This is a genomic window from Malonomonas rubra (assembly GCF_003247215.1).
GTDB classification, from domain to species: Bacteria; Desulfobacterota; Desulfuromonadia; order Desulfuromonadales; family Geopsychrobacteraceae; genus Malonomonas; species Malonomonas rubra_A.
In genome coordinates this window covers 25,666-49,890 of sequence record NZ_QKAP01000093.1, presented here as the reverse complement: position 1 = coordinate 49,890, position 24,225 = coordinate 25,666, and the positions used below count along the sequence as shown (strand labels likewise).

18 protein-coding genes and 1 riboswitch are annotated in these 24,225 nt (G+C 55.0%); of the genes, 5 read left to right on the top strand and 13 right to left on the bottom strand.

Annotated features, from left to right (window positions below; genetic code table 11):
• Positions 1-60: 60 nt before the first annotated feature.
• The 4 genes from Q7J88_RS10050 to gltB form a co-directional block, all read right to left on the bottom strand.
• Positions 61-1,011: a hypothetical protein gene (locus tag Q7J88_RS10050; RefSeq protein WP_303722052.1), complete on the bottom strand. Its 951-nt coding sequence runs from the start codon at positions 1,009-1,011 to the stop codon at positions 61-63.
• A gap of 76 nt (positions 1,012-1,087) precedes the next feature.
• Positions 1,088-1,612: a hypothetical protein gene (locus tag Q7J88_RS10045; protein ID WP_303722051.1), complete on the bottom strand. Its 525-nt coding sequence runs from the start codon at positions 1,610-1,612 to the stop codon at positions 1,088-1,090.
• Positions 1,605-3,005: a glutamate synthase subunit beta gene (locus Q7J88_RS10040; protein WP_303722050.1), complete on the bottom strand. Its 1,401-nt coding sequence runs from the start codon at positions 3,003-3,005 to the stop codon at positions 1,605-1,607. Before Q7J88_RS10040 ends, Q7J88_RS10045 begins: the two co-directional genes overlap by 8 nt.
• A 75-nt stretch (positions 3,006-3,080) precedes the next feature.
• Entirely contained in the window at positions 3,081-7,502 is a 4,422-nt protein-coding gene (gltB, locus tag Q7J88_RS10035) for a glutamate synthase large subunit (RefSeq protein WP_303722049.1), read from the bottom strand.
• A 570-nt stretch (positions 7,503-8,072) separates the two neighbouring features.
• On the opposite strand from gltB, the gene Q7J88_RS10030 reads away from it, so the two are divergent.
• Entirely contained in the window at positions 8,073-8,741 is a 669-nt protein-coding gene (locus Q7J88_RS10030) for a type 1 glutamine amidotransferase (protein WP_303722048.1), read from the top strand.
• A gap of 91 nt (positions 8,742-8,832) precedes the next feature.
• Positions 8,833-10,260, top strand: a complete 1,428-nt coding sequence (locus Q7J88_RS10025; RefSeq protein WP_303722047.1) for a cache domain-containing protein — start codon at positions 8,833-8,835, stop codon at positions 10,258-10,260.
• A gap of 10 nt (positions 10,261-10,270) precedes the next feature.
• Here the strand turns inward: Q7J88_RS10025 and Q7J88_RS10020 are convergent, their stop codons facing one another.
• From Q7J88_RS10020 to hypD, 7 genes are all read right to left on the bottom strand, one after another.
• The gene (locus Q7J88_RS10020; protein ID WP_303722046.1) at positions 10,271-10,399 is read right to left on the bottom strand and encodes a hypothetical protein; all 129 of its coding nucleotides are present in this window, start codon (positions 10,397-10,399) and stop codon (positions 10,271-10,273) included.
• 109 nt (positions 10,400-10,508) lie between these two features.
• Complete coding sequence (locus Q7J88_RS10015) at positions 10,509-11,393, bottom strand: DMT family transporter (RefSeq protein ID WP_303722045.1); 885 nt, start codon at positions 11,391-11,393, stop codon at positions 10,509-10,511.
• Positions 11,390-12,295 (bottom strand): DMT family transporter, encoded by a 906-nt coding sequence (locus Q7J88_RS10010; RefSeq protein ID WP_303722044.1) that lies wholly within the window; start codon positions 12,293-12,295, stop codon positions 11,390-11,392. Before Q7J88_RS10010 ends, Q7J88_RS10015 begins: the two co-directional genes overlap by 4 nt.
• Positions 12,296-12,328: 33 nt before the next feature.
• On the bottom strand, positions 12,329-13,663 hold the full coding sequence (locus Q7J88_RS10005) for a hypothetical protein (protein ID WP_303722043.1): 1,335 nt from the start codon (positions 13,661-13,663) through the stop codon (positions 12,329-12,331).
• 73 nt (positions 13,664-13,736) lie between these two features.
• Entirely contained in the window at positions 13,737-14,021 is a 285-nt protein-coding gene (locus tag Q7J88_RS10000) for a hypothetical protein (RefSeq protein WP_303722042.1), read from the bottom strand.
• 272 nt (positions 14,022-14,293) lie between these two features.
• Positions 14,294-15,202 carry a glycyl-radical enzyme activating protein gene (locus Q7J88_RS09995; RefSeq protein WP_303722041.1) on the bottom strand — a complete coding sequence of 303 codons (909 nt, stop codon included), beginning with the start codon at positions 15,200-15,202 and terminating at the stop codon, positions 14,294-14,296.
• A gap of 1 nt (position 15,203) precedes the next feature.
• Positions 15,204-17,564, bottom strand: coding sequence for a trans-4-hydroxy-L-proline dehydratase (gene hypD / locus Q7J88_RS09990; protein ID WP_369682013.1), 2,361 nt, complete (start codon positions 17,562-17,564; stop codon positions 15,204-15,206).
• A gap of 438 nt (positions 17,565-18,002) precedes the next feature.
• Positions 18,003-18,086: riboswitch (cyclic di-GMP riboswitch) on the top strand.
• A 128-nt stretch (positions 18,087-18,214) separates the two neighbouring features.
• Here hypD and Q7J88_RS09985 point away from each other — a divergent pair.
• Both Q7J88_RS09985 and Q7J88_RS09980 read left to right on the top strand, forming a co-directional pair.
• Positions 18,215-18,841, top strand: coding sequence for a methyltransferase domain-containing protein (locus Q7J88_RS09985; protein WP_303722039.1), 627 nt, complete (start codon positions 18,215-18,217; stop codon positions 18,839-18,841).
• A 319-nt stretch (positions 18,842-19,160) separates the two neighbouring features.
• A complete protein-coding gene (locus tag Q7J88_RS09980) occupies positions 19,161-20,549 on the top strand; it encodes an FAD-binding oxidoreductase (RefSeq protein WP_303722038.1) in 1,389 nt (462 codons plus the stop codon).
• Between the two features lie 101 nt (positions 20,550-20,650).
• Here the strand turns inward: Q7J88_RS09980 and glpK are convergent, their stop codons facing one another.
• The gene (glpK, locus tag Q7J88_RS09975; protein ID WP_303722037.1) at positions 20,651-22,159 is read right to left on the bottom strand and encodes a glycerol kinase GlpK; all 1,509 of its coding nucleotides are present in this window, start codon (positions 22,157-22,159) and stop codon (positions 20,651-20,653) included.
• Positions 22,160-22,169: 10 nt separating this feature from the next.
• Positions 22,170-22,634 carry a hypothetical protein gene (locus Q7J88_RS09970; protein WP_303722036.1) on the bottom strand — a complete coding sequence of 155 codons (465 nt, stop codon included), beginning with the start codon at positions 22,632-22,634 and terminating at the stop codon, positions 22,170-22,172.
• 539 nt (positions 22,635-23,173) lie between these two features.
• Between Q7J88_RS09970 and Q7J88_RS09965 the strand changes: the two genes are divergently transcribed.
• On the top strand, positions 23,174-24,163 hold the full coding sequence (locus Q7J88_RS09965) for a beta-ketoacyl-ACP synthase III (protein WP_303722035.1): 990 nt from the start codon (positions 23,174-23,176) through the stop codon (positions 24,161-24,163).
• Positions 24,164-24,225: the final 62 nt, after the last annotated feature.

Sequence of the window (24,225 nt, the reverse complement as noted above, 5' to 3'; positions counted from 1 at the left end):
TGAAATCTCCTACGGCTTTGTAGGTCAGTTAGAGCATCAATGGTGCAAGGCAGGTGCCAGTCAGCGCAATTGGATCGAGCTTACCCTTTGCTTTTCGTTGAGCGACATCACCAGATCGGCGGTTTCGGGAAGCGTTTCGAGCTGATGTTTGGTCAGTCGCTCGTAATGCATGATAAAACGCTGTAAGGCGATCTCGCCCATCACCCCTTCCCCGCTCTGCTTCGCGGCTAGTTGCTGCTCCTGTTTTCTGCGCCAGAGATAGACCATCTGCCAATCGGGGATTTTCAGCATCAGCTGCAGATCGATCAGTGAGAACAGCTCACGATAAGGACCAGCCAGCTGGTCGTTGACATAGCGCCTCCAGCGACCATGGCTATCTTCCTTCTCTTCCATCTGGTTGATCGGTTTCTGCAATTCTGCTTCCGCCTGCGGAGTCGCCCCGACGCACCAGCCTTCGAACAGGATCATGTCGACTGGGGTAGTCACGAAATCCCAATCAGTTTCGGGCAGGCGGTCATCGTCCGCCTTGCTGAAGCGGGGAATTTCGACTTTTGCGTGTTCGGTCTGGCTTTTCAAACGTTTCAGCAGTTCCAATCCGAGCGGTATGTCGTGGGTGCCGGGAACGCCGCGAGTCGCGAGCAGGGGGTGCACTGATTCGCTCAACCTTTGGCGAGCAGCCTTGCCCAGGTAGAGGTCATCGATAGAGATGATGCAGGCGTGACAGTCGAAGGCAGCTTCGAGAATCCATTTCAGCAGATTGCAGAGGGTCGATTTGCCGCTCCCTTGCGAACCGTTTAGGGCGACCAACAGGGGATGGCCAGCGGTCCGTTTCTTGTCCAACCAAGCGGCCAGTGGCAAATAAAGACGCGGTAATTCCTCTGTCAGGGCAGTTGGCAGACCGCTCAGCGCCAGTTGCCCGCCGAACAGCGGTTGTAAAAAATCGAGCAGTTCTCGCTCTTCAGCGTCAGATTGAATTTTAGCTCCAGTTGGCCAGAGTTCTGCTTTGTACACGAATCATTCCTTACTTATGTGAAATTTGGAGGTTTTTTTATTTCCTGATTCAGGAATAGTCCCAAGTACTTATATTTTACTCTGTTTGGCGGGGACGTTGCGGTAACAGGAAAATAACCGTAGCAACGGCCGTAAAAATTCCGGCCCATTTCAACACCGAAATCAGCGAATGCGCAAAGAACAGTTGCGCTGGAAAGTTGTGCGGATCTTGAATGAAAAAGTACTCCATCATATTTTCCAGACAGTCGCAAACACCCGCTCCCAGCACAATGAATGGTGTCGAAGAAAGAATTGACGAGCCTATTTTGCCTTTACGAAACAGCAAAACTACCAAAAGTGAAGCTAGAAAGATGGTGTAGGAAATCGCATACAGATAATCGGTAAAGCACCAGCGCCGATAAACGGCGCTCCCTTCCGCTCCCCAGCAGTTAATGATTTCAATGCCAAGATTCTTGTCGAAAGCCAGCTGTAAAGCAAGGAGGCTGGCTCCGCCCTGCCCGTCGATCGCCGGGTTGACCAACCTCATGCAGATAACCATCATGAGGGTCATGAACAGCAGCGAAGTGAGCAGGACCGATTTTCTGCTGAGGAATTTAAGCATCGATCCTTTCTTCGCCAAGCAGCTTGTGCATGATCGTAAATGCTGCCCGGCGGCCATCTGCGGCGGCGGTTACCACTAGGTCGGCGCCGCGGTAGCAGTCGCCACCTGCATAGATATTCGGGTTGCTGGTACGGCAGCTGGCCGGGTCGATCAGCACTTCGCCCCACTTGCTGCATTCGACACCGGCATCGAGCAGACCCGGCAGCGGTTCTATGTCGAAGCCGAGGGCGAGGATGACGACATCTGCCGGGACACAGTGGGTGGTGTCGGGGAGAATCTCGACCCGCTGACGACCGTCATCCCCCGGTTCACCCATTTGGGTTCGCTCCACTTCGACGCAGACCGAGCCGTCATTCTTCTCGTAGATTTTGCGTGGGCTGATGTTGAAACAGAACTCGACACCTTCTTCGAGGGCGTTGTTATACTCCTTGCGACTGCCGGGCATGTTTGCCATGTCGCGCCGGTAGAGGCAGGTGACGCTCTCGGCGCCGTCGCGTATCGCCGTGCGCAGACAGTCCATTGCCGTGTCACCGCCGCCGATGACCACCACGCGTTTCTCCTTCATGCCATACTTGGCCGCAGCGGCCGCGCCGAAAAGCTGATGCTGTTTGACGGTCAGGTACTCCATCGCCAGCATCACTTGTTGCAAATCGTCCCCTTCAACCCCTTTTTTGCCCATGGTGGCACCGATCCCGACGAAGACAGCGTCATGTTTATCGATCAGGTCGGCCAGGGCGATATCCGCGCCGACGGCATGTTGCAGGTGTAGGTTGAGCCCGGCCTTGCGCAACAGCTTGAACCGTCGATCAACCACCTTCTTGTCCAACTTGAAGCCGGGGATACCGTAGGTCAGCAGCCCCCCGGGACGTTCGGCGCGCTCGTACATTTCGACACCGATACCGGCGCGCAGCAAAAAATGGGCGCAGGAGATTCCTGCTGGACCCGAGCCGACAATCGCCACCTTCTTGTCGTGGCGGATGCCGGGAAAGGGTAACTGCAGACCGGCCTCGAAACCCAGATCAGTGATCGAAGCCTCAATTGCCCCGATGGTGATGGCGCCGTGCCCGTCATTAAGAGTGCAGGCTCCTTCGCAGAGGTGCCCCTGCGGGCAGACTCGGCCGAGGATTTCTGGGAAGGGTGAGCTCTCATTCGACAGTGCGAAAGCTCTTTCGAGATCGCGATCGGCGATCGCTTCTAGCCACTGGGGGATATGGTTCTGCAGCGGACAACCGATCGTGGTGCAGAAGGGATCGCCGCACTGAACGCAGCGTTCTGCCTGCCGGCGGACCAGTTTATTGTCGAACAACCGGTAGATTTCGTCAAAATTCTGCAGCCGTTCAGGAGCCTCGATTTTTTCCGGATCTCTACGGTTTGAGTTTATAAAATTTTGCATATTTAATATTTCCTGTTCACTAAAATATTAAGTTTATGAACGTTGATTTGGGTTTTTAGCTTGACGAACGTTCTGTTAATCCCCTTCTTTGGGGTTCAGCGGCGCCTTCATATCTTTCGGCGTTACCATCCAGAAGTAGGCCAGTTCTTCGCGGAAATCATCGAGAATCCGTTTTGCTTTCGGGCTGCTGGTGCGGTTATGGAAACTGGTCAGGATCTTCTTCAGGTACAGCTTGCCTTCGTTGTCGTCATCGACGTCGATCCGCCGGGCGATGACCAGTTCCTGATTGAGTCGGTCGATGAATTTCTTCTGCCGGTCGTAAACGAAGGCGACGCCGCCTGTCATCCCTGCAGCGAAGTTGATGCCGGTATCGCCGAGGACCACCACGGTCCCGCCGGTCATATATTCACAGGCGTGGTCGCCGGTCCCTTCGACCACGGCCAATGCGCCTGAATTTCGGACACCGAAGCGTTCTCCGGCGGTGCCGGAAACGAACAGTTTGCCGCCGGTGGCACCGTAAAGGCAGGTGTTGCCGACCGCTGAAGCCCCTTCCTGGTAGATTGCTGGGGTGATGATGATCCGGCCATCGTGCATCCCTTTGCCGACATAGTCATTTCCGACGCCGGTCAGCAGGATATTGACTCCCGGGGTTAGGAATGCGCCGAGGGATTGTCCGGCAACCCCGGTCAGCTTGATGGTCAGAGCCTCTTTAGGCAACCCCTTGTCACCGTAGTAACGGGCGATGGCGCCGCTGATTAGTGTGCCGAAACTGCGATTGGTGTTAATGATCTGTCGTTCGACCACCAGCTCCATTTTCGGATCCCTGATCACCGGTATCACTTCTTCGAGCAGTTCTTTTTCGAAGGCGTTGTCGTCGAACGGGGGGTTCGGTTTCTGCTTGGTGTTGTTGCCCTCGAACTGCTGCAAAATTTGCGAGTAATCGAATTTCTGCACAAAAGGATCATCCAGTTGTTTGAGCAGGTCGCTGCGGCCGATGACCTCTTCCAGTGATTTGAAGCCGAGCTCGGCAAGAATTTCTCTAACATCTTCGGCGACGTTTCGCAGGTAGCTGACCACCTTCTCCACCGTCCCTGTGTAGTGTCCACGCAAGGACTCGTCTTGGGTGGCGATGCCTACGGTGCAGCGGTTGAGGTGGCAGACACGAAGTATCTTGCAGCCGAGAATGACCAGCAGCGGTGTGCCGAAGCCGAACTCTTCCGCTCCGAGCATTGCCGCCTTGACTACGTCGCGGCCGATTTTCAGACCGCCATCGGTCTGCAACTCAACCAGTTCGCGCAGGTTGTTCGCCTTCAGGCTCAGGTGCGCTTCGGCCAGCCCCAGCTCCCAGGGGTTGCCAGCTGCTTTGATCGAGCTGAATGGCGCAGCGCCAGTGCCGCCGTCACCGCCGGAGATGATGATTTTGTCGGCGTAGGCTTTAGCGACCCCGGCGGCGATGGTACCGACCCCTTCGGAGGAGACCAGTTTGACGCTGATGGTCGCTTCCGGGTTGACCTGCTTCAGGTCGAAAATCAGCTGCGCCAGATCCTCGATCGAGTAGATGTCGTGATGCGGCGGCGGCGAGATCAGGGTGACGCCCGGTACGGTGAAGCGCAAGGAGGCGATCAGCGGGGTGACCTTTTCGCCCGGCAGCTGTCCTCCTTCGCCCGGTTTGGCCCCTTGTGCCAGTTTGATCTGGATCTCTTCGGCGTTGCGCAAGTAGCCAGGGGTGACGCCGAACCGGCCCGAGGCAATCTGCTTGATCTTGCTGTTTTTTACCGTTTTGAAGCGGGCTGCGTCCTCGCCCCCCTCCCCGCAGTTCGATGAACCGCCGAGGATGTTCATCGCCTCGGCCAGCGCTTCGTGCGCTTCCGGGGACAGTGCGCCGAGGGACATTGCGGCGGAGTCGAAGCGGCGTGTGATCGCTTCGACCGGTTCGACATCCTCTAGCATGATCGGTTTGTTCGGGCTGTTGAAGGTCAGCCCGTCGCGGATAAAGCGGAAGCCGCGGCCGTCGATCAGTTTGCGGAAATTCAGGTACTCGTCGCGGCTGCGTACTTCAGCGAAGCGGTGTAACTGCGTGACAACCTTGGAATTGAAGTCGTGGTATTCGAAGCCTGGATTGTCGCTATAATAGCCACCTATCTCCAGCGGATAGACCGGCAGCATGAAGCTTTCGGCGAACACCTTGCGGTGGATTTTGTCGATCCGCGTTTCCAGGTCTTCGAAGTCGAGCCCTGGTAACAGCGCCGCCGAGCCAGGGAAGCAGCTGGCGACCAGTTGCTTGCTCAGTCCGATGATGTCGAACAGCGCAGCGTTGCGATAGCTGGAGACAGTGCTGATGCCCATCTTCGACATCACCTTGAGAATCCCCTTGGTCAGGGCGTCGTAGATGTTCTTCAGCTGCTCGCGTATCTCTTTGTGCGCCATCTCTTTTTTCTCGCATAGCTGGACGCCGGTGGCGTAGAGCAGCCAGGGGTAAATGGCTACGGCGCCGTAGCCGATCAACACGCAGGCCGAGTGTGACTCCAGTACTTCGGCGGTGCAGGCAACGATCGTGACCTGTTGGCGTAGCTGGCCTTTTAACAGCTGCTGGTTGATGTAGCCGACAGCCAGAGCCATCGGGATGATTTTCTTTTCGCGTGAAAGATCACGATCATCCAGGATGATCACCCGGATGGCGTCGTTAACGACGGCATTCAGTATTTCTTCTCCCAATTTTTCCAGCGACAGCTTTAGTTTTCCGGCGTAGCTTGTGCTAAAGCTGCGATGTTTGTAGCAGGGTTCGAAGCGGGGCAACTCCGGGTCGCCAAAGGAGAGCAGCGCCTGGAAAATGTCGTTGGAGAGGATCGGTGAGATGCTCTTCAGCCGTTTGGCCCGGTCCTTGGCTTCTAGCAGAGGGTTGCCGATGCCCCCGAAACCGATGGTGGTCGACATCACCGCTTTCTCACGCAGCGGGTCAATTGGCGGATTGGTCACCTGGGCAAATTTCTGTTTGAAGAAATCGCTGAAACTGCGTTGCTGTTCGGAGAAGGCGGCGGGCGGGCAGTCATCGCCCATAGAGCCGACCGGCTCTTTGCCATCTAACATCATCGGACGAATGATCAGGTCGACCAGTTCGCTGGTGACGTTGTGGTAGCGCTGCAGGGTCTCGAGATCCTGGTAGCGGTAGTCAGAGAGATCTTCGAATTGGCGCCCGATGAACTCCTGCAGGTAGTGGGTGTGTTCGGTCAACCATTGGTTGTACGGCTGCGATTCCATCAGGTAGCGGTCGATGTCGCGGGGGTAGAAGATCTTGCCGTGCTTCAGGTCAGCGGCGATCATCTCTCCGCTCTGCAGGCGGCCACGTTCGCGAACCTTTTCCGGCGGGGTGCCGAGCACGCCGTATTCACTGGTGATCAGCAGGCGGTCATCGGTGGTGATCACGTACTTTGCCGGGCGCAGGCCGTTGCGGTCTAGCACGCAGCCGATGTAACGACCGTTGGTGATACTGACTGCCGCCGGGCCGTCCCAAGGTTCGAAGGCCGCTGAGTTGTACTCGTAAAAGGCGCGCAGTTTGGCCGGCATGTTGGCGACGTTATGGCGGGCCGGGGGGATCAGCGCACGGATTGCCTTGAAAAAATCTACGCCATTGGCGAGCAGGAATTCGACCATGTTGTCGAGATTGGCGCTGTCGCTGACACCGTTCTGCAGGATCGGTTGCAGCAGCTCCAGTTCCTGCTTGGAGAAGTTCGGACTCTCGGCACCGGTGAACTTATTCTGCGCTTTGAAGCGGTTTCCCTGGATTGAGTTGATCTCGCCGTTGTGGGCGATGTTGCGCAGCGGCTGGGCCAGTCTCCACTGGGGTAGGGTGTTAGTCGAGAAACGCTGGTGGAACATTGCAAAGCTGATCTGGAAGTCCTCATTTTGCAGATCGGGGAACAGCTTGGCGATATAATGCGGCATCACCAGTCCCTTGTAGGAGACCAAGCTACGTGAAAAGCAGGGGATGTAGAAGTCGGGGGCATCGGCCAGCCGGCGTTCGACCTCTTTGCGGGTCAGGTAGAGCAGTGCGTCGAAGCGGCGGGTGGCGATCAGCGCCGCAGGCGCCACGAACACCTGAACGATCTTTGGCAGCATCTGCAGGGCATATTCGCCGAGAGCATCAGTGTTGAGGGGAACCTCCCGCACCAGCAAAATATTCAGATCATTCTGTTCGCACTGTTCGCGGAAGATATCAAGCTGCCGCTGCTCCTCACTCAGGAAAAGGGTGGCGACGGCGAACTGTTCCGGTAAAGAGAGGCCCTGCTGCTCGGCTACTTTGCGCATGAATGTGACCGGCATCGAACAGAGCAGACCGCAGCCGTCGCCGGTCTTTCCATCGGCAGAGACCGCTCCGCGGTGCATCATTCGGCTCAGTGCCTGGATGGCATCTTGGAGCAGCTGATGGCTCGGCTGGTTACGGATTTGCGCCAGCAGGCCGAAACCGCAGTTGTCTTTGAAGCGTTCAGCAAGATTCATCGGGATTGTCCTTTAACTGTAATTTCCAAACATCAGGCAAAGGCTGGGACGGTACCTGATCTCGGCAAATAACGCAAAAATGCCTAGAAAGTATACAGTATATATCAATTCGGGGGCAGGGGTACGGGTGATAAAAAAGGCGGTTCCCGAGGAACCGCCTTTTTTATATATGGTGTTCCGTCCTGAAATAAGTCTCCTAGGTGTAAACTTATTTCAGGACGGGACATGGGAATGTTTATTGCAAATTATTCTTAGTTTTGCCGCTCTCCATCCTTTTCAATCTTGTGAGGGTGGGGAGCTCCAAGCCCGCTGAGGGTAATCTTTGTAGCGCAGCAGAGCAGACCGAAGAGGAGGAAGACTTCGGAAGCAGTGAACGATTTGACAATTGTCGCGTGACAAGCCAGATACTAAGTCAGGGTGAAGAGAAAGATCGAACCGATGATTAGCCAGATAGCAAAACGCGACATGATTGTTTCATCTGCTTTATGGGGTAGACGTTTTTTATTTTAGGGTGAACTTTCTCTAATGATCAAAAAGGGGGAGGCGTTCATGTTAATGCTGGAGGCTTAAGTGCTTGTAAATGTAGTACAATTTGATGAAAAGGTTGGTTTGGGAACATTTGCACGTTGGCTGCAAGAGAAGGGTTGTTCCGTACAAATTTATCGGGCGGACCTTGAACAGCTTCCGTCTCTTACGGAAACCGTGCCGATCATTCTGCTTGGCGGTTATATGGGAGTGAACGATCGTGACCGACTCAGTTATCTGCAGCGAGCTGCAGAAAGGACTGCAGAGGTCGTTTCTCGGGGATGGCCACTGCTGGCGATCTGCCTCGGTGGACAGCTGCTGGCCCATGCGCTGGGTGGCAAAGTTCATAGCCAGAGCCGCCAAGAGAAAGGGATGTTTGATATTCACGTAACTTCAGCGGGCGAAAATGACCCCCTGTTCAATGGGATGTCTGATCGATTTATCAGTTTCGAATGGCATAACGACAGCTTTGATCTGCCGCCGGAAGCTGTTCATCTGGCGGAAACACCCCGTTGCGGCGGTCAGGCGTTTCGGGTACGAAATGCATGGGGCCTCCAGTTTCATCCCGAGGTGGATGAACTGGTGGTCGCCGACTGGTGCCAGCGGACCGGTGCAGGAGAGGGGGCACTGGAAGAATTCCGACAGCGACAAGTCGAATACTATCGGGACTCAAAACGCTTGCTGGATAATTTTCTTGCTTTCTGTCAGCAATGATCATCAAAAACGAATCGGTCGCTTGCTTAATTCGGTATCTACTCTATACTTCGTCATTTTGGTGAGGGGACGCCATAAAACTGAGTGAAGCATGAAACGATCGCTAAAAGCTTTCATTATTCTGTCAGTCGTTATTGCTATTTTGGAAATAGCCTCCATCGCTTTAAGCTTTCATCAGCAAAAGCTCGCGTTTGAAGAACATCTCCGGAATAAAATTGAGCAGGTTCGCTCCGCATTAGATCTGACGTTGGTGGGAATTCGCCAGCGGATGGTCGGAATTGCCAACTATGTGGTCCAATCCCCGGAAATTCAGCAGACTTTTCTGGACGGCCGTAGGGCAGTCGTGCTTGAGGGTGGTGGGGCTGGTGGCGAAGAGGCCGCGAAATATCGCGAAAAGCTGCTGCGATTTAGTCAGGGGGTCTGGAAGCAGCTCAACGCCAGCTTTACTTTCTTGGGAATGCATTACCAACTGCCGGGCAAAGTGACCTCTTTTTTGCGGGTCCATGAACCGGAAAAATACGGTGACCTCTTGGTACCTTTCCGGTACATTCTGAGGGAAGCACATGAAAAGAAGGCACCGGTAAGTGGTTTGGAGATCGGTCGTCAGGGGTTATTTATCCGTGGGATCGCACCGGTTTTTGCGTATGACGCCCAAGCCGGTAAAGAAATTTATGTCGGCAGCCTTGAAATTTCCACGTCGCTGCAGCAAGCGATTGAGAATCTTGCGCTCAACAAGGGGCTTGATGTAGCGGTGCTGCTTGACCTTGCCCTGCTGGATGATGTGGTTTGGCCGGAAAGATTGCAGGAGATGGTTAATCATGAAGGGGGCGTTGCCAACTTCTTGATCTCCGAGGTGAGTTCGCCCGGGGTGAGAAAAATGCTTCAGGGGGAGCATTTAAAAACGTCGCTGGATTTCTCGGGAATGAGCCTGCATGAACATGAGGAAAATAGTCACTGGTTGGCGGCGTTCCCCCTCCGGGATTACTGGGGCGAACAGGATAAATTTAGGCCACCCATCGGACTGGTGGTGATTTCCACCGATGCCACTGCGAGCTATAATCTGCTGCAGACCAATCTACGCAATAACATCTTTATTGCAGTTGCGAGTTTCCTGATTATCGAGATCCTTCTCTGGTGGGTATTGCAGTTTACCGCAAACAAGCTGGAACGGATGGTCGAGGCCGGTCGCAAACAGCTGGAGGTCCAGAAAGATCAATTGGAGGTTGAGCTTGCCGCCAAAGAGAAATTACAGCGGCAGAGTGAAGAGCTGATCGGTGAATTGATTGAGGCTATGGAGAACGTCAAGGCATTAAGCGGCCTTTTACCGATCTGCTCCTATTGTAAAAAAATCCGTGATGACGAGGGCTACTGGCAGCGGCTGGAAGCCTATATCGAAACCCACAGCGATGCCCAGTTCAGTCATGGTATCTGTCAGGATTGCCTTGAGGAGCACTTCCCCGAGGTGAAGAAGGATTCTCGCTACTCACATATGAAAGAAGGAACATTACCTCGTAAATAGGGCTTGCCCGTCACGCTGCAAGCCACTGGTAGAGCAGGTACATGTCTGATACAACCATCATCAGGGCAAGAACCAGCACCAGATAGGTGAAAGTTTCCAACCGTGTTGAGGCCCTTTTAATCCATCTGGAGATAGTCATCAGTTTACTCCCATGCGCCAGAATATATGACTATTCTAGTGGTAATTTTGCACTGTCGCAAACTTTCCAGAAAGTTTTTCCGCTCCTGTTATGTTGAAATCCACAAGTTTCAGAAAGTTTTGTTGCCGATCCGCTGGCAGAACAGGCCGGCGATAATCAGCAGCAGGCCGAAAAAGGTTGCCGGGAGAATGGTTTCACCGACCAGGAAGTGGATGAATACCAGTGAGAGAAAAGGGGAAATGAAAATCAGGTTGCTGATTCTTGCCGTGTTACGGGTTTTTTTCAGCGCAAGCAGCCAGAGGACGAAGCAGGCACCCATCTCGAAAGTTCCTACATAAGCCGCGCCGAGCAGTCCTTCGATTGCCGGCCTGCGCAGTTCGCAGGTCAGCAGGTAGTACCCGAGCACGAACGGAAAACCGCAGAGGAAGTTGACGAACAGCCCAATGACCGGGTCGCGTTTATCTCTGGTGTTGAAAATCCAGTAGAGCGCCCAGACAATTGTGCTGGCTAGGGCAAGAATTACGCCGAAGGGATCGGTGAATTCTAGGCTAAACGGATTCCCTTCGGTGGAAATCACCAGAACCCCGCAGTAACTGATCAACAGCGCCAGCCACTGTTGCCAGTACACCTTCTGCTTCAGAAGTGGGATCGAGAGCAACGATAGGGTGATTGCCCAGGTGTAATTGAGCGGCTGGGCCTGTTGGGCCGGCAACCGGTCATAGGCTTCGAGCAGGATCAGATAATAGAAGAACGGGTTGAGCAGACCGAGGCCAATCGAGAGCAGGAACTCCTTGCGTCCGCAAAGGAAAACCTGTCCTAGCTTGCCTTGAAACAGCAGAATTAAGCCGAGCAGCAGGGTGGAAAAAACTCCGGCATACAGCAGCAGCTCAATCGGCTGTAGGTGCCGTAGGGACAGCTTGAAAGCGGTGGCAATGGTCGACCAGATCAGTACCGCAGTCAGGCCATAGAGGGTTGCCTGCTGTTCGTGGGTCACCGGGATCCCCTTTGGAGCAAACGTCGGGGGTTGAACACTAGTGTCGCCAGACCGAGAAATATCAGCGCGATACCGGAAACCGCCTGGAGATTTAGTTGTTCGCCGAGGACGACGATTCCCAGGGTGGCCGCAGTCATCGGTTCCGCCAGGGAGAGGGTGGTTGCGGTAGCGACTTGAACTGTTTGCAACCCCCGGGCGAACAGCCAATAGGACATGGCCATGGTGGCCAGGCCCAGATGTAGAACGACACCGATGGTGCGAGGTTGCAGCAGCCACTCGGGATCGCAGTGTATCAGCGCGGGAGATAACATGATCGCGCTTACGCAGACTACAACCGCCATGACAGCGTTGGGACTGTGCTGGTGTAACAGCCCTTTGATCACCAGAGTGTAAGTGGCATAAGATACTCCGGCAATGATGGCCAGCAGGATTCCGAACAGATCGATACTGACCGTCTCCCCGCCGGTTATGCTGAGCAGAATGCAGCCGCAGATGGCGAGCAGGGTCGCTGCCAGCCAGCGACGGTTGAGCTGCTCACCCAGGAAAAGTCGTCCCAGCACCCCCCCAGCAATCGGCGCGCTACCAATACCAACAACCGTTCCGACCGCTACCCCGGTTTTGGCGACCGCGGCGAAAAAGCTGAGCTGATAGCAGGCGGTAAAGGCCGCAGACAATAACACCAGTCCCCACTTCCAATCGCTCCAGCGGCCCAATTCTTTACGGGAGATCGCGAGGAACAAAAGGGCCATGCCGCCGATCAGTAAACGCAGGGTGCCGATGACTTTCGGGTCGAACCCGACAGGGGAAAAGGCCTGAGCGGTACCCGTGGTTCCCCAGAGCAACGCGGCCCCGAGTACGAACCAGGAGCCGCTGCCCGATTTATGTTGTCCAGAGGTACTCAAGAAAGGTTCCTTCCGTTAACAGATGTCGTCAGTTTAGCTTTTGGCGACAACTTTTGCTTCAATGAAATTATGCTTCTGTTGCTTGAGAGGTCTTTGCAGTACAGCTATTGCCATGAGCCTGCCGATCACATAGGCGATCGAGGCGGCCAGCGCACCGTTAAGAGATAAATAGAGCATCGCTACGGTCAGCAGGGAGAAAATCCCGACCGCTTCGACCCCGGTGGCAAAAGAGACCGGTCGGGTGACACGGGCGGTTATCAGCAGGGCTCGCTGCCAGCAGATCAACACCGTTAGCGCCGGGAAGGTTGCCATCACTTGCAGGGCCGGAGTCGCAAAGTTACTCAATGTCTGGCTCAGCCCGGAGAGATCGCGGAACCAGAACTCGGCTAGGGGTGTAAAGGCGATTAGACCGAGGCAGAGCGTACAAAAGATTCCCAGGCCGATGGCGAAGTTTCGCGCTTTTCGATAACTGGCGCGGTTTTCTCCGATTAGGGCGATGGCGACTTCCTGATAGGAGAGCCCCAAGGCGCGGAAGACGAAAGTCAGGCCGTAGATCACCGGCATCACCGCCAGCGATTCGAGGGCGTTGCGGCTTTTGCCGAGGAAGAAGGTTACCAGCGGGTGGACCGAAAGGCCGATGAATGGGGTCAGCGCCAATGGCAGGTAGTAGTCCCAGATCTGTCGGTAGCTCATGGGAGACTTTTCAGCGGCCGGTTGCTTTTGCAGGATTTCGCTGATCGCGGTCTGAGCCAGGTAACGGGTGAAGAGTGCTTCGGCGGTTACCCCTACCGAGAGTGCCAAGGCACCGACTTGCGCGCCATTCATGCTGCTCAACTGGTAGCAGCAGAGCGCTGTGCCGCTCATGCCTACAAGACGCAGGATGGTCGCAGCTGCAACCCGGCGGGTCTTATGGGTGGCGATCAGGATGCCTTGGTAAAAGCGTCGGAAGCCTATCGCCGGTGCCCAGGGAAGCAGCAAGGCAAGCGCGCTGTGGGTTAGATCGACTACTTCCGGGGCAAGGCCGAGGATTTTTCGTGCGACGGTATCGAAAACTGGTGGAAGCAGGAACAGTCCAAGAAACAGGGTGACCGCCAGGCAGAGCCATAGCGTAAAATTGCGCAGGTGGCGGTAGCTGGTCCGATCTTGGCAGAGCGCAGTACTGGCGCTCATCAACATGATCACGGGGGACTCGGCGACCAACCCGAAAGCATAGGCGACCCCGTAGGCAGCCAAGTTCAGTTTTTCGGCGGTCATCCTGGCGATCACCGCTGCCAGAAATGGTCCTTCGGCCGCCATCATCAACCAGGTTGCCGCTAGCGGTAACCAGAAACGGAAGATTTTTCTGTAGGTAAGTGGCGTGTTGCTCAAAGTTGTTATCCCGAAATAAAAGAGAGCGGCCTTACTTGACCGCTCCCTAAAGAATCTTTATGTCGCGTCCGAGCTAGCCGAATGCAGGAACCTTCTCCAGTAGACGAACGCAATTGCGTGAATTCCAGCGGATGCTGTCGGTGACGCGTGGCAGGTTGATGCTGCGGCCGATTTTGTAGTCATCGCTCCAGGCCACTCGTTTCTGTAGTTGTACCGTTACATTGTCCCGATTGAGCTGGGTGATAACCCCTTCTCCCTGGTAATAAAAGCCATTTTTGCACCAGAAGGCTTTGACCTGTGTGCCGACCTTCAATTGTCTGTCTTCACCACGAAAATCACAGCTACTGTCGCTGACCATGCAGGATCCCCTTTGATTCGAGCATTGTTGTCGTTACTTTGTATACGGCATGTACCTTCAGCAAAGGTGATGCCAAAGTATTTAACTTTTATTTATTTTTTCTAAGTTTTCGTATTTTGTCAGAATATCAGTAGCTTGCAGGATTCTTTGCTCATAAAGGGGATTATTTTCGCCATCGGAAAACGATATTCTGCTGTGTTCTGTCTGCAACGTGGTTGTGGCTTATGCGTCTATGCATTGTCTGCCAGATAAATATTCGAAGCTGCATAGACTCAGCCGCCGACGGTCGCCCGCAGACCGGCCTCTGTGAATTGGGCGATCACTGCGGCAACATCTTCTGGGCTTGGCTCCTGTAATCTGTTTTGCTCCCGCAGTAGACCCAGCTTCTGGTCCTTGGCCGCAGCGATATTGTGATAGGGGAGCAGGCTGATCGATTTCTTGCCTCCCGGCAGGGCCGCAATAAAGGCGGCGGTCGCGGCAATATTTTCGTGGTCGGCATTAACTCCTTTGATCAGCGGTAGCCGAATCTGGATGGCAGCCCCTGCTTCAGCGAGTGCCTGCAGGTTATTCAGGATCAAATCGTTGCCGACGCCGGTCCACTGCTTGTGCTTTTCGTTGTCCATATGCTTGAGGTCGAACAGGAACAGGTCGGTCTGTTTAGCGACTTCCAGCAGGGTTTCTGTTTTCGCCAGCCCGGCGGTGTCGATGCAGCGGTGGATACCCCTCTGTCCGCAGGCAGCGAGGATTTCGCAGAGAAAATCGGCATAAAGCAACGGCTCACCGCCAGAGAAGGTCACCCCGCCACCTGACTGATCAAAGAAGGGGCGCTCTTTCTCAATGATCTCTAGCAGTTCCGCCACCGACTGCTCTCTGCCAGACATCTCTGTGGCCAGAGACGGGCAAACCACGGCGCACTTCCCGCACAGGGTGCAGAGCTCCTTCACGGTAATAATCCCATCTCTGGTCAGCTTGCAGGCATCGCTCGGGCAGACCTTGATGCATTCCCCGCAACCGATGCATTTGGCTCTAGTGAACAGTTTCTGCACCTGCGGCGAAATGCTCTCCGGGTTGTGGCACCATCGGCAGTTGAGCGGGCAACCTTTGAGAAAGATGGTGACCCGGATGCCGGGACCGTCGTTGATGGCGTAGCGTTTGATATCGAAAGTCAGCGCCGATTGCACGTCAGAAGGCCTCGTTCTCCGTCCGCTCTATGACCTCCTGCTGCAGATCCTCATTCATATCGTTGAAGTAGTCGCTGTACCCCGCCATGCGCACCAGCAGGTCCTTGTAATCCTCCGGTGTTTTTTGCGCCGCCTTCAGGGTTGCGGTATCAACAATATTGAACTGGATGTGGTGGCCCCCCATAGTAAAATAGCTGCGAATCAGTGCTGCCAGCTTCTTGATGTCCTCCTCCCGTTTCAGCAGGCTTGGCAAGAAGCGCTGATTGAGTAGGGTGCCGCCGCTCATGGTATGGTCGAGCTTGGTCAGCGAACGGACAACTGCCGAGGGGCCGTGGGTGTCGGCTCCGTGTGACGGGCTGGTGCCGTCGGAGATCGATTTGCCGGCAAAGCGGCCATTCGGGGTGGCTCCCAGCATCTTGCCGAAGTAGATGTGGCAGGTGGTTGAGAGCATGTTGAGGTGGAAGCTCTCCCCCTTGGTGTTCGGTTTGCCATCGATCGCGGTGAGCAGGTCGGCGTAAACCTGCAGGGCGATGGCATCGGCGTAATCGTTATCATTGCCGAAGAAGGGGGTCTTGTTGATGATCGTCTGGCGCAGGAATTCTTCTCCCTCGAAGTTGTTCGCCACCGCATCGAGTACGTGCTCCATACTGAAGGTTTGCTGCTCGAAGACATGTTTCTTCAGTGTCGACAGACTGTCAGTGACGGTGCCGAGACCGGTACACTGGATGTAGTTGGTGTTGTAGCGTGGCCCGGCGTCGTAGTAGTCGCGCCCCTTGCTGATGCAGTCCTCGATTACCACCGATAAAAAAGGAGCCGGGGCGTACTTGGCGAACATCCGGTCGATGTAGTTGCTGACACGGATCTTCAGGTCGACGATGTAGTTCAACTGATTGACGAAAGCCTGGTACAGCTCTTCATAGCTCTGGAACTCGCGCGGGTCGCCGGTTGCGATACCGACCTTTTTACCGGTCAGCGGGTCGAAGCCGTTGTTCAGGGTCACCTCGAGAATCTTCGGTACGTTCAGGTAGCCGGTAAGGATGAAAGCCTCTTTGCCGAAGGCGCCGACCTCTATGCAGCCGCTACAGCCGCCCTCGCGTGCATCTTTTAGTGACTTACCCTGGCGCATCAGTTCGACGGTGTAGATGTCCGGGTTGAACACCGAGGGGTAACCGTGCCCCTGGCGGATCACCTTGCAGGCAGCCTCGAGAAAACGGTCCGGCGTCACCTTGCTGATGTGCACTGCGTTGCCCGGCTGCAGGATGTGCAACTCCTCGACGATCTCCAGCATGATGTACGAGACCTCGCTGACGCCGTCCTTGCCGTCACTGGTGATGCCGCCGATGTTCAGGTTGGTAAAGTCGTTGTAGGTGCCACTCTCGCGGGCGGTGATGCCGACCTTCGGCGGCGCAGGGTGATTGTTGACCTTGATCCAGAAGCAGCAGAGCAGTTCCTTGGCCTGCTCGCGACTCAGTGTGCCAGTGGCAATTTCGGCCGTGTAAAAGGGAGCCAGGTGCTGGTCGAAGTGACCGGGATTCATCGCGTCCCAGCCATTTAGTTCGGTGATGGTGCCCAGATGGACGAACCAGTACATCTGAATTGCTTCCCAGAAGGTGTCCGGTTTCTGCGCCGGTACCTTGTGGCAAACGCGGGCGATCTCGCGCAGTTCAGCGGCGCGTTGTTGGTTGCTCTCCTTCTCGGCCATCCGTTCGGCCAGCTCGGCATGGCGTTCGGCGAACAGAATTACTGCGTCGCAGGAGATGTCCATCGCCTTGAGTTCTTCGAACTTGTCAGTCGCCTCCGGGTCATTCAGGTAGTCAAGTTTGGCTATCTCTTCTGCAATCTGCGTTTTGAAGTCGAGCAATCCTTTGCGGTAGATCTGTCCGTCAAGCGCCGTGTGGCCGGGGGCACGCTGCTCCATAAACTCGGTGAACAGCCCGGCTTCATAGGCTGTCTGCCATTCGGGGGGCACATGACCGAAGATCCGTTCTCGTACCGTGCGCCCCTGCCAGTAGGGGATCACCTCTCGTTCGTAGGTGTCGATGTCCTCTTGACTGATAGTGTAGCGTTGCTGATCGCGGGTGTTGAGGACATGGAAATCCTCTATGCTGTGGCAGGTCAGCTCGGGGAAGGTCGGCACTGCCTTCGGCTGCGGGCCGCGCTCGCCGACGATCAGCTCGTCGGCACCGATGTAGATGGTTTTCTTTTTACAGTGATCGAGAAAATTGAGTGCGCGTAGCACCGGGATCGAGTATTTGCCGTAATTTTCTTTATAGAAAGCTGTCTCGTGCAAGGCGCGTTCTATGGAAAGGCTCGGCTCGGTTTCCACCGTCTGTTTGCGCAGACGCTGAATCCGCTCGTTCATGCCGGGTCCGCTGGTGTTCTGTTTCTCCGGGTAGAAATTTCCTTCCGCTTTCTCTTTGCGTTCCGGAACTTTGGTTGGCTGATCGATGGTTTCCATGTTCGATCCTTTTGCATGGTTTTCATGTCCAGATGTGGGCCCAGAAAAGCACTGATTGGACAGTGTACTGCGCCTCTGGACCTGGCAACAAGTGGCGCAATTCGGTTAGCCGTTATGAACATGTAAGCAATATGGGTACCAATATCGCTTTGTCGCGTAACTCGATGAAAAAAGTCATTTTGGCTGGGTAGGAGGGCCGCTTAGGCGAGGATTGTGGGGAAAAGGTATCCATTAATGAATTGATTATTCAAACCTGAATATAATGGGCCGACAAAATAACCATTTTGCTGGCCGCAAAGCTTACCTATTTGGTCATGTATTGTGCTAGTATTTAAATCTAAGTCCACGAAAAGCCAAACCTGTTGCAAGGCAGGGGCGGATAGCAACGGATCTTTCCTCGTTTCTGCAAGATGCCGAGCTGCCGAGCTGCCGAGCTGCCGAAGGATAATGGTTTCAACGGGCAGGTCTGCCTTTCGTTTGCCTGTGTGTTCTGGAGTAAAGATGCCGTGGGCCGAGTCAGGAATTCCGCTAAGTTTGTAAAAAGGAGCACCTAAATGACCTATGACGCTGCCAACATTGTTAAGCCAGTGGAAGTCGATAAAGAGATCCTTCGCAGGGCGATTCAAGATGAATACAAAGAGGTTGCCGAACACCCGGATAAGGGGTTTCACTTTCACACCGGGCGCACCTTGGCGGGGATCGTTGGCTATAAAGAGGAATGGCTTGCTGGCGTTCCGGAAACTGCGATCGAATCGTTTGCCGGTACAGGAAACCCCTTTTCTGTGGGCGAATTACAGCGTGGCGAGAAAGTTGTCGATGTCGGTTCCGGGGGCGGGATCGATTCATTCATCGCGGCCCGTTTGGTTGGTCCAAGTGGTGCTGTCGTCGGGATCGACATGACTCCGGCGATGCTGGAAAAAGCCCGTGCCGCTGCGCTTGAATCGGAGTATGACAATATTGAGTTTCGTCAGGCCTTCATGGAAGAACTGCCAATCGCAGACGGTTGGGCAGATGTGGTCATCTCGAACGGGGTGCTCAACTTAACACCAGATAAAAGGAAGGTACTCGGTGAAATGTATCGGGTGCTTCGGCCCGGAGGCAGGCTGCAGATCGCAGATATTCTCGTCACCCGCGAAGTGCCGGAGGGTGCGAAGCGGAAGATCGAACTCTGGACCGGTTGAATTGCCGGTGCTCTGCTGGAAGCAGAGCTTGAAGCGACGGTCGTCGCGGCCGGTTTCACCGATTTTGCCATTACTTGGCGAGCTGAGGTGTTTGCGGGTGCCCCGCAGGCTTCAAGTGCCAGCCAGTTTGGTACTGTCGGGATTAATTTCCGGGCGGCAAAAAATATTCAGATTTTGGAGTGAGTTTCCTTCGAGCACTTCCTTTGCTGTGTTGAATTGCCACGATGCGACACATTCAGTTCTGTCCGCTATACCAGCAGTGCGGAGCGGAGCCAACGGCTGGTGAGCTAGGAAAGATCAGTTAAGAAAGGAGTGACCGATGGCAATGTTAACCGATACGCAGATCAGTGATTTTAAAGCCCAGATACGAGGAGAAATTGTGCTGCCGGATGACCCGGCCTATGACCAGGTCCGGCAGATTTGGAATGCGATGATTGACAGGCGGCCGGCAGCGATTGTGCGCTGTGCCGGAGCAGCGGATATCAGAAACGCGATCGCTTTTGCCCGCGACCACGATCTTCTGCTGGCGATCCGTGGGGCAGGGCACAATATTGCCGGCAACGCCGTTTGTGATGATGGGCTGATGATCGATCTTTCGCAGATGCGATCGGTGCGGATCGACCCCGGGGCGCGGCGTGCTTATGTTGAACCTGGCGCGATTCTCGGAGATTTGGATCATGAAGCACAGGCTTTTGGCCTGGTAACCCCTCTGGGGATCAACTCGACCACCGGCGTGGCAGGCTTGACCCTCGGTGGCGGGTTCGGCTGGTTGTCGCGCAAGTATGGCCTCACCGTAGACAACCTGCTCTCGGTCGACATGGTTACCGCCAGTGGGGAATTGGTTCATACCAGCGCAACGGAAAAACCCGAGCTTTTCTGGGCGCTGCGCGGTGGTGGCGGTAACTTCGGAGTAGTGACACTGTTTGAATTCCAATTGCATCCGCTTGGCCACGATATTCTAGCCGGCTTGATTGTCTTCCCCGGCGAGCAGGCCGATGCCGTGCTCAGTCAATATCGGGATTATGTTGCGAACTTGCCGGAAGAAACAAATATCTGGGTGGTGCTGCGTAAAGCACCGCCGCTACCTTTTTTGCCGGAAGAGGTGCACGGCCGGGAGGTGGTGGTACTGGCAATTTTTCATGCCGGAGATCATCAGCAGGGCCAAGCTCAAATCGAGCCGCTACGCCATTTCGGGGAGCCACATGGGGAACATATCGGTGTGATGCCCTATTGTGCCTGGCAACAGGCCTTTGACCCGCTGCTAACTCCTGGGGCACGTAATTACTGGAAGTCGCACAACTTCACCGAACTCAGTGACAAGGCTCTGGCAACGATTGTTGACTACTCAGGGCAACTACCTTCCGAGCAGACCGAGATGTTTATCGGTCTGCTCGGCGGTGAAATCAGCCGCATCGACAGCGATGCTACCGCTTACCGGCAGCGTGACGCTCAGTTCGTTCTCAATGTGCATGCGCGCTGGGAAGACCCAAGCGAAGATCAACACTGTGTCGATTGGGCGCGCGAGTTCTTTACCGCCACCGCACCCTTTGCGACTGGTGGGGTCTACGTCAACTTCATGACCGAGGAAGAAACCGAGCGCATTGCTGCTGCCTACGGGGACGGCTACCAACGGCTGGTGGCGGTCAAAAATCAGTATGACCCGGGTAACCTGTTCCGCTTGAACCAGAATATCAAGCCGACCGATTAGGGTGATATAGGTGCAGGCACGGTTTGCCACGTGCATATAGAAAAGGGTCGTTTGTCAATTGACCAGCTCATATATGCATTTGGAATATGGCGTTCACATGCTCATTCCACCCAGTCGAAGGTTCTGGTGACCGCTTTTTTCCACATCATGTAATTTTGCACGCGCGGGGTTTCGTCTGCCGATGGCTGCCAAGTCTTGTCGATGCCCCAGTTCAGGCGCATTTCCTCAGTGCTTTTCCAGAAGCCGACGGCCAGCCCGGCGGCGTAGGCGGCGCCGAGGGCGGTGCTTTCTGACACTTTCGGACGGGTGACCGGTACGCCGAGGACGTCGGCTTGGTACTGCATCAGCAACTCGTTGGCAACCATACCGCCGTCCACTTTCAGCGCTTTCAGCTTGACACCAGAGTCCGCCTCCATGGCGTCGAGTACTTCACGGGTCTGGTAGGCGACCGCTTCCAAGGCTGCGCGGGCAAAGTGACCACGGGTCAGGTAGCGTGTCATGCCGACGATGGCGCCGCGGGCGTTACTCTTCCAGTAGGGGGCAAACAGGCCGGAGAAGGCGGGAACGAAATACATGCCGCCGTTGTCCTCCACCATTCGCGCCAGGTTCTCGACGTCGGCCGCGGTGTTGATCAGGCGCATCTGATCGCGTAGCCACTGGACCACCGCGCCGCCAATGGCGATCGACCCCTCCAAAGCATAGACGGTCGGTTCTCTGCCGAATTTGTAGCAGGGGGTGGTCAGCAGGCCATTCTTTGAGTGAACGATCTCGATACCGGTGTTCAAGAGCATGAAACAGCCGGTTCCGTAGGTGTTTTTCGCTTCGCCGACGTTGAAGCAGGTCTGACCGACGGTAGCCGCCTGCTGATCGCCAAGATCGCCGCAGACCGGGATTCTGCCGCCGAAAGGACCGTTACCGACGGTGTAGCCATAGACTTCCGGATCGCTCGATGGGCGGATTTTTGGCAGCATCTGCTTCGGGATCTCCATTTCGGCGAGGATTTCGTCGTTCCAAGCGGTGCCGTCGAGGTTCATCAGCATGGTGCGTGAGGCGTTAGTGACGTCGGTTACGTGGGCGCCGCCGTTAACGCCACCGGTCAGCTTCCAGATGATCCAGCTGTCCATGTTGCCGAACAGGGCGTCGCCCCGCTCAGCAGCTGTGCGGAGGCCTGCGACGTTGTCGAGAAGCCACTTGATTTTGGGGCCGGAGAAATAGGTTGCCAGTGGCAGACCAGTTTGGCGGCGGAAACGGTCCTGCCCTTCGTCGCCAGCCAGTTGTGCGCAGATGCTGTCAGTGCGGGTGTCCTGCCAGACAATGGCGTTGTGGTAGGGTTGTCCGGTTTTTTTGTCCCAGACCAGAGTGGTCTCCCGCTGGTTGGTGATGCCGATAGCTGCGATCTCGCAGGCCCGTAGCCCTGCTTTGGCCAACGCGTCCCGGATCACGGTTTCGGTGTTTGCCCAGATTTCGTTGGCATCATGCTCGACCCAGCTCGGTTGTGGGTAGATCTGCTTATGTTCCATCTGGGCACTCGAAACTGGTTCTCCGGCATGATTGAAGATCATACAGCGTGAACTGGTGGTCCCTTGATCGATGGCGGCGATGTAATGCATATTTTCCCTCTCAATAGTTTCGAATGTTGTGCAGATTGGTGATGAAACCTCGCCCGGTGGCGTATTGATAGCCGCTTTCCGATAATCGATAGCGGATTTTGAACCAGCTGGAGACTTCCATGTAGATCATTCCCTTATCGGCCAAGGAGCGGAGAGCTGTTTTGAGGTCTTTCGGCTCAAGGTGCAGGCGGGCTATGAGTTGTTTACGGGTCAGGTATTGAGACTCGGTTTGCGCCAGTTGCCAAAGGACGAAGTTTTCAAAATCAGTGAGCTCAAGTGTCGTGGCTTGCCCAGTCGACTTGGCTGCTTGCCCCTGAAGCTTAAAACCTGGCGTCGCTTCACCTGCTTCGATATCCTTGAGGGCCTTTCGGATCCTCGCGGAGGTTTTTTTCCAGGCCGGATAGATGATGAATACAATAAACAGCAGTGCGAAGATGATAAAAGGAAATGTTTGAGGAAGATCAGCAAACGGCATCTATGACGCCCCCGTTTCTGCAAGCTCATTGACTTTTTGGTTTTATACAACGTTAGTCGAGGAGGGCTAATTGTCAAACCGGGGAGCTGTCGTGAGGGTTTTCGGATTTAGAGTTAGTAATGGTAGAGTTGTCACCTGATGAAAATAGGCTACAAGTCATAGACTTGTGGAGACTAATTCGTGCCTGAGATAAACCGAAAAATTCCTGTTCGGGGCTTCAGACTTGCCGCACTATATGCTTTTTTCGAACGGCTCTGGATTCTGTTCTCCGACTAGCACCTCTTGCTGGTGATCATGCAAACTACCTGGCGCAGTTACAAACCTTAAAAGGCTGGTTTTTTATTATCCTGACGGCAAGTATGTATGATCCTCCTAGTATTGAATAAAGCCCACGCTGTTGCAGTTTTTGGCTTTTTTGTGTCAAGTGAATCGAAGATTGCCAGTTCTCCTATAGCCTGATATTGTTGGCTTCGTTAGGTAATTTTTTTCCGCAAGGATCTCCAATGCAAAGAAGACCGTTTTTTCCGCAAGGATCTCCAATGCAAAGAAGACCGCAGGTCATGATACTGGGAACCGGGCGTGCCGTACCGGAGAAGATTCTCACTAATACGGATCTCGAACAGATGGTCGAGACCAGCGATGAATGGATTGTTGCCCGAACCGGGATCCGCCAGCGTCATCTGGCAGAACCCGGAGCTGCTCTCTCCGATTTGGTGGTGGAAGCCTCCCGCAGTGCCATGGCGGATGCTGTGGTAGGTGCCGACGAGATTGACCTGATCATTCTCGGCACGGTTACCGGTGATATGAAGTTTCCGGCGACTGCCTGCCTGGTGCAGGAGAAACTTGGTGTCAAAAATGCGGTCGCCTTCGATATCTCAGCGGCCTGCTCCGGTTTCCTCTACGGCTTGCAGATTGCAGAGGGTTTGATGATGAGCGGCGGTTACCGCCGCGCGCTGGTCGCCGGCGGCGAAATACTGACCTCGATGGTAGACTGGGAGGATCGTGATACCTGCGTGCTCTTTGGTGATGGCGCCGGCGCAGTTGTTCTCGGTCCGACAGATGGTGAACGTGGCTTGCTGCAGGCCTGCATGCACAGCGATGGTGCTCATGCCGACCTGCTTTATAATCCCGGTGGTGGCTGTATTCACCTGCCGACCGCTGAGAATGCCGCTGCCAAACTGTTCAGCATTCGCATGGAAGGCAGAGAGGTTTTCCGGCATGCCGTGACTTCGATGGGAGCGGCGCTGAATCAGGTTCTGGAGCAGGCGGGGCTTTCGGCCGACGATCTCGATCTGCTGATCCCCCATCAGGCCAACCTGCGCATTATCGAGGCGGTCGCCAAACGCTTCAAACTGCCGATGGATAAGGTCTACGTCAACGTTGATCGCTATGGTAATACCTCGGCAGCGTCCATCCCCATCGCCCTCGACGAGCTGCGCCGCAGCGGTGAACTCAAAAAGGGTGCTCTGGTGGGGATGGTCACCTTCGGTGCGGGCTTCACCTGGGCCGCCGGCTTGATCCGGATCTAAAGAAAAGAAGCCAGCGGTCAGGTGCTTCGGTGCGGTTGGCAGCTAAAATTCTGTTGCTCCCG

Coding starts and splice junctions, on each gene's coding strand:
- Q7J88_RS09980 (WP_303722038.1), top strand. CDS start 19,161: ATGGCAATGTTAACCGATACGCAGATCAGTGATTTTAAAGCCCAGATA.
- Q7J88_RS10020 (WP_303722046.1), bottom strand. CDS start 10,399: ATGACTATCTCCAGATGGATTAAAAGGGCCTCAACACGGTTGGAAACT.
- glpK (WP_303722037.1), bottom strand. CDS start 22,159: ATGCATTACATCGCCGCCATCGATCAAGGGACCACCAGTTCACGCTGT.
- hypD (WP_369682013.1), bottom strand. CDS start 17,564: ATGAACGAGCGGATTCAGCGTCTGCGCAAACAGACGGTGGAAACCGAG.
- gltB (WP_303722049.1), bottom strand. CDS start 7,502: ATGAATCTTGCTGAACGCTTCAAAGACAACTGCGGTTTCGGCCTGCTG.
- Q7J88_RS10040 (WP_303722050.1), bottom strand. CDS start 3,005: ATGCAAAATTTTATAAACTCAAACCGTAGAGATCCGGAAAAAATCGAG.
- Q7J88_RS10045 (WP_303722051.1), bottom strand. CDS start 1,612: ATGCTTAAATTCCTCAGCAGAAAATCGGTCCTGCTCACTTCGCTGCTG.
- Q7J88_RS09970 (WP_303722036.1), bottom strand. CDS start 22,634: ATGCCGTTTGCTGATCTTCCTCAAACATTTCCTTTTATCATCTTCGCA.
- Q7J88_RS09985 (WP_303722039.1), top strand. CDS start 18,215: ATGACCTATGACGCTGCCAACATTGTTAAGCCAGTGGAAGTCGATAAA.
- Q7J88_RS10000 (WP_303722042.1), bottom strand. CDS start 14,021: ATGGTCAGCGACAGTAGCTGTGATTTTCGTGGTGAAGACAGACAATTG.
- Q7J88_RS09965 (WP_303722035.1), top strand. CDS start 23,174: ATGCAAAGAAGACCGCAGGTCATGATACTGGGAACCGGGCGTGCCGTA.
- Q7J88_RS10025 (WP_303722047.1), top strand. CDS start 8,833: ATGAAACGATCGCTAAAAGCTTTCATTATTCTGTCAGTCGTTATTGCT.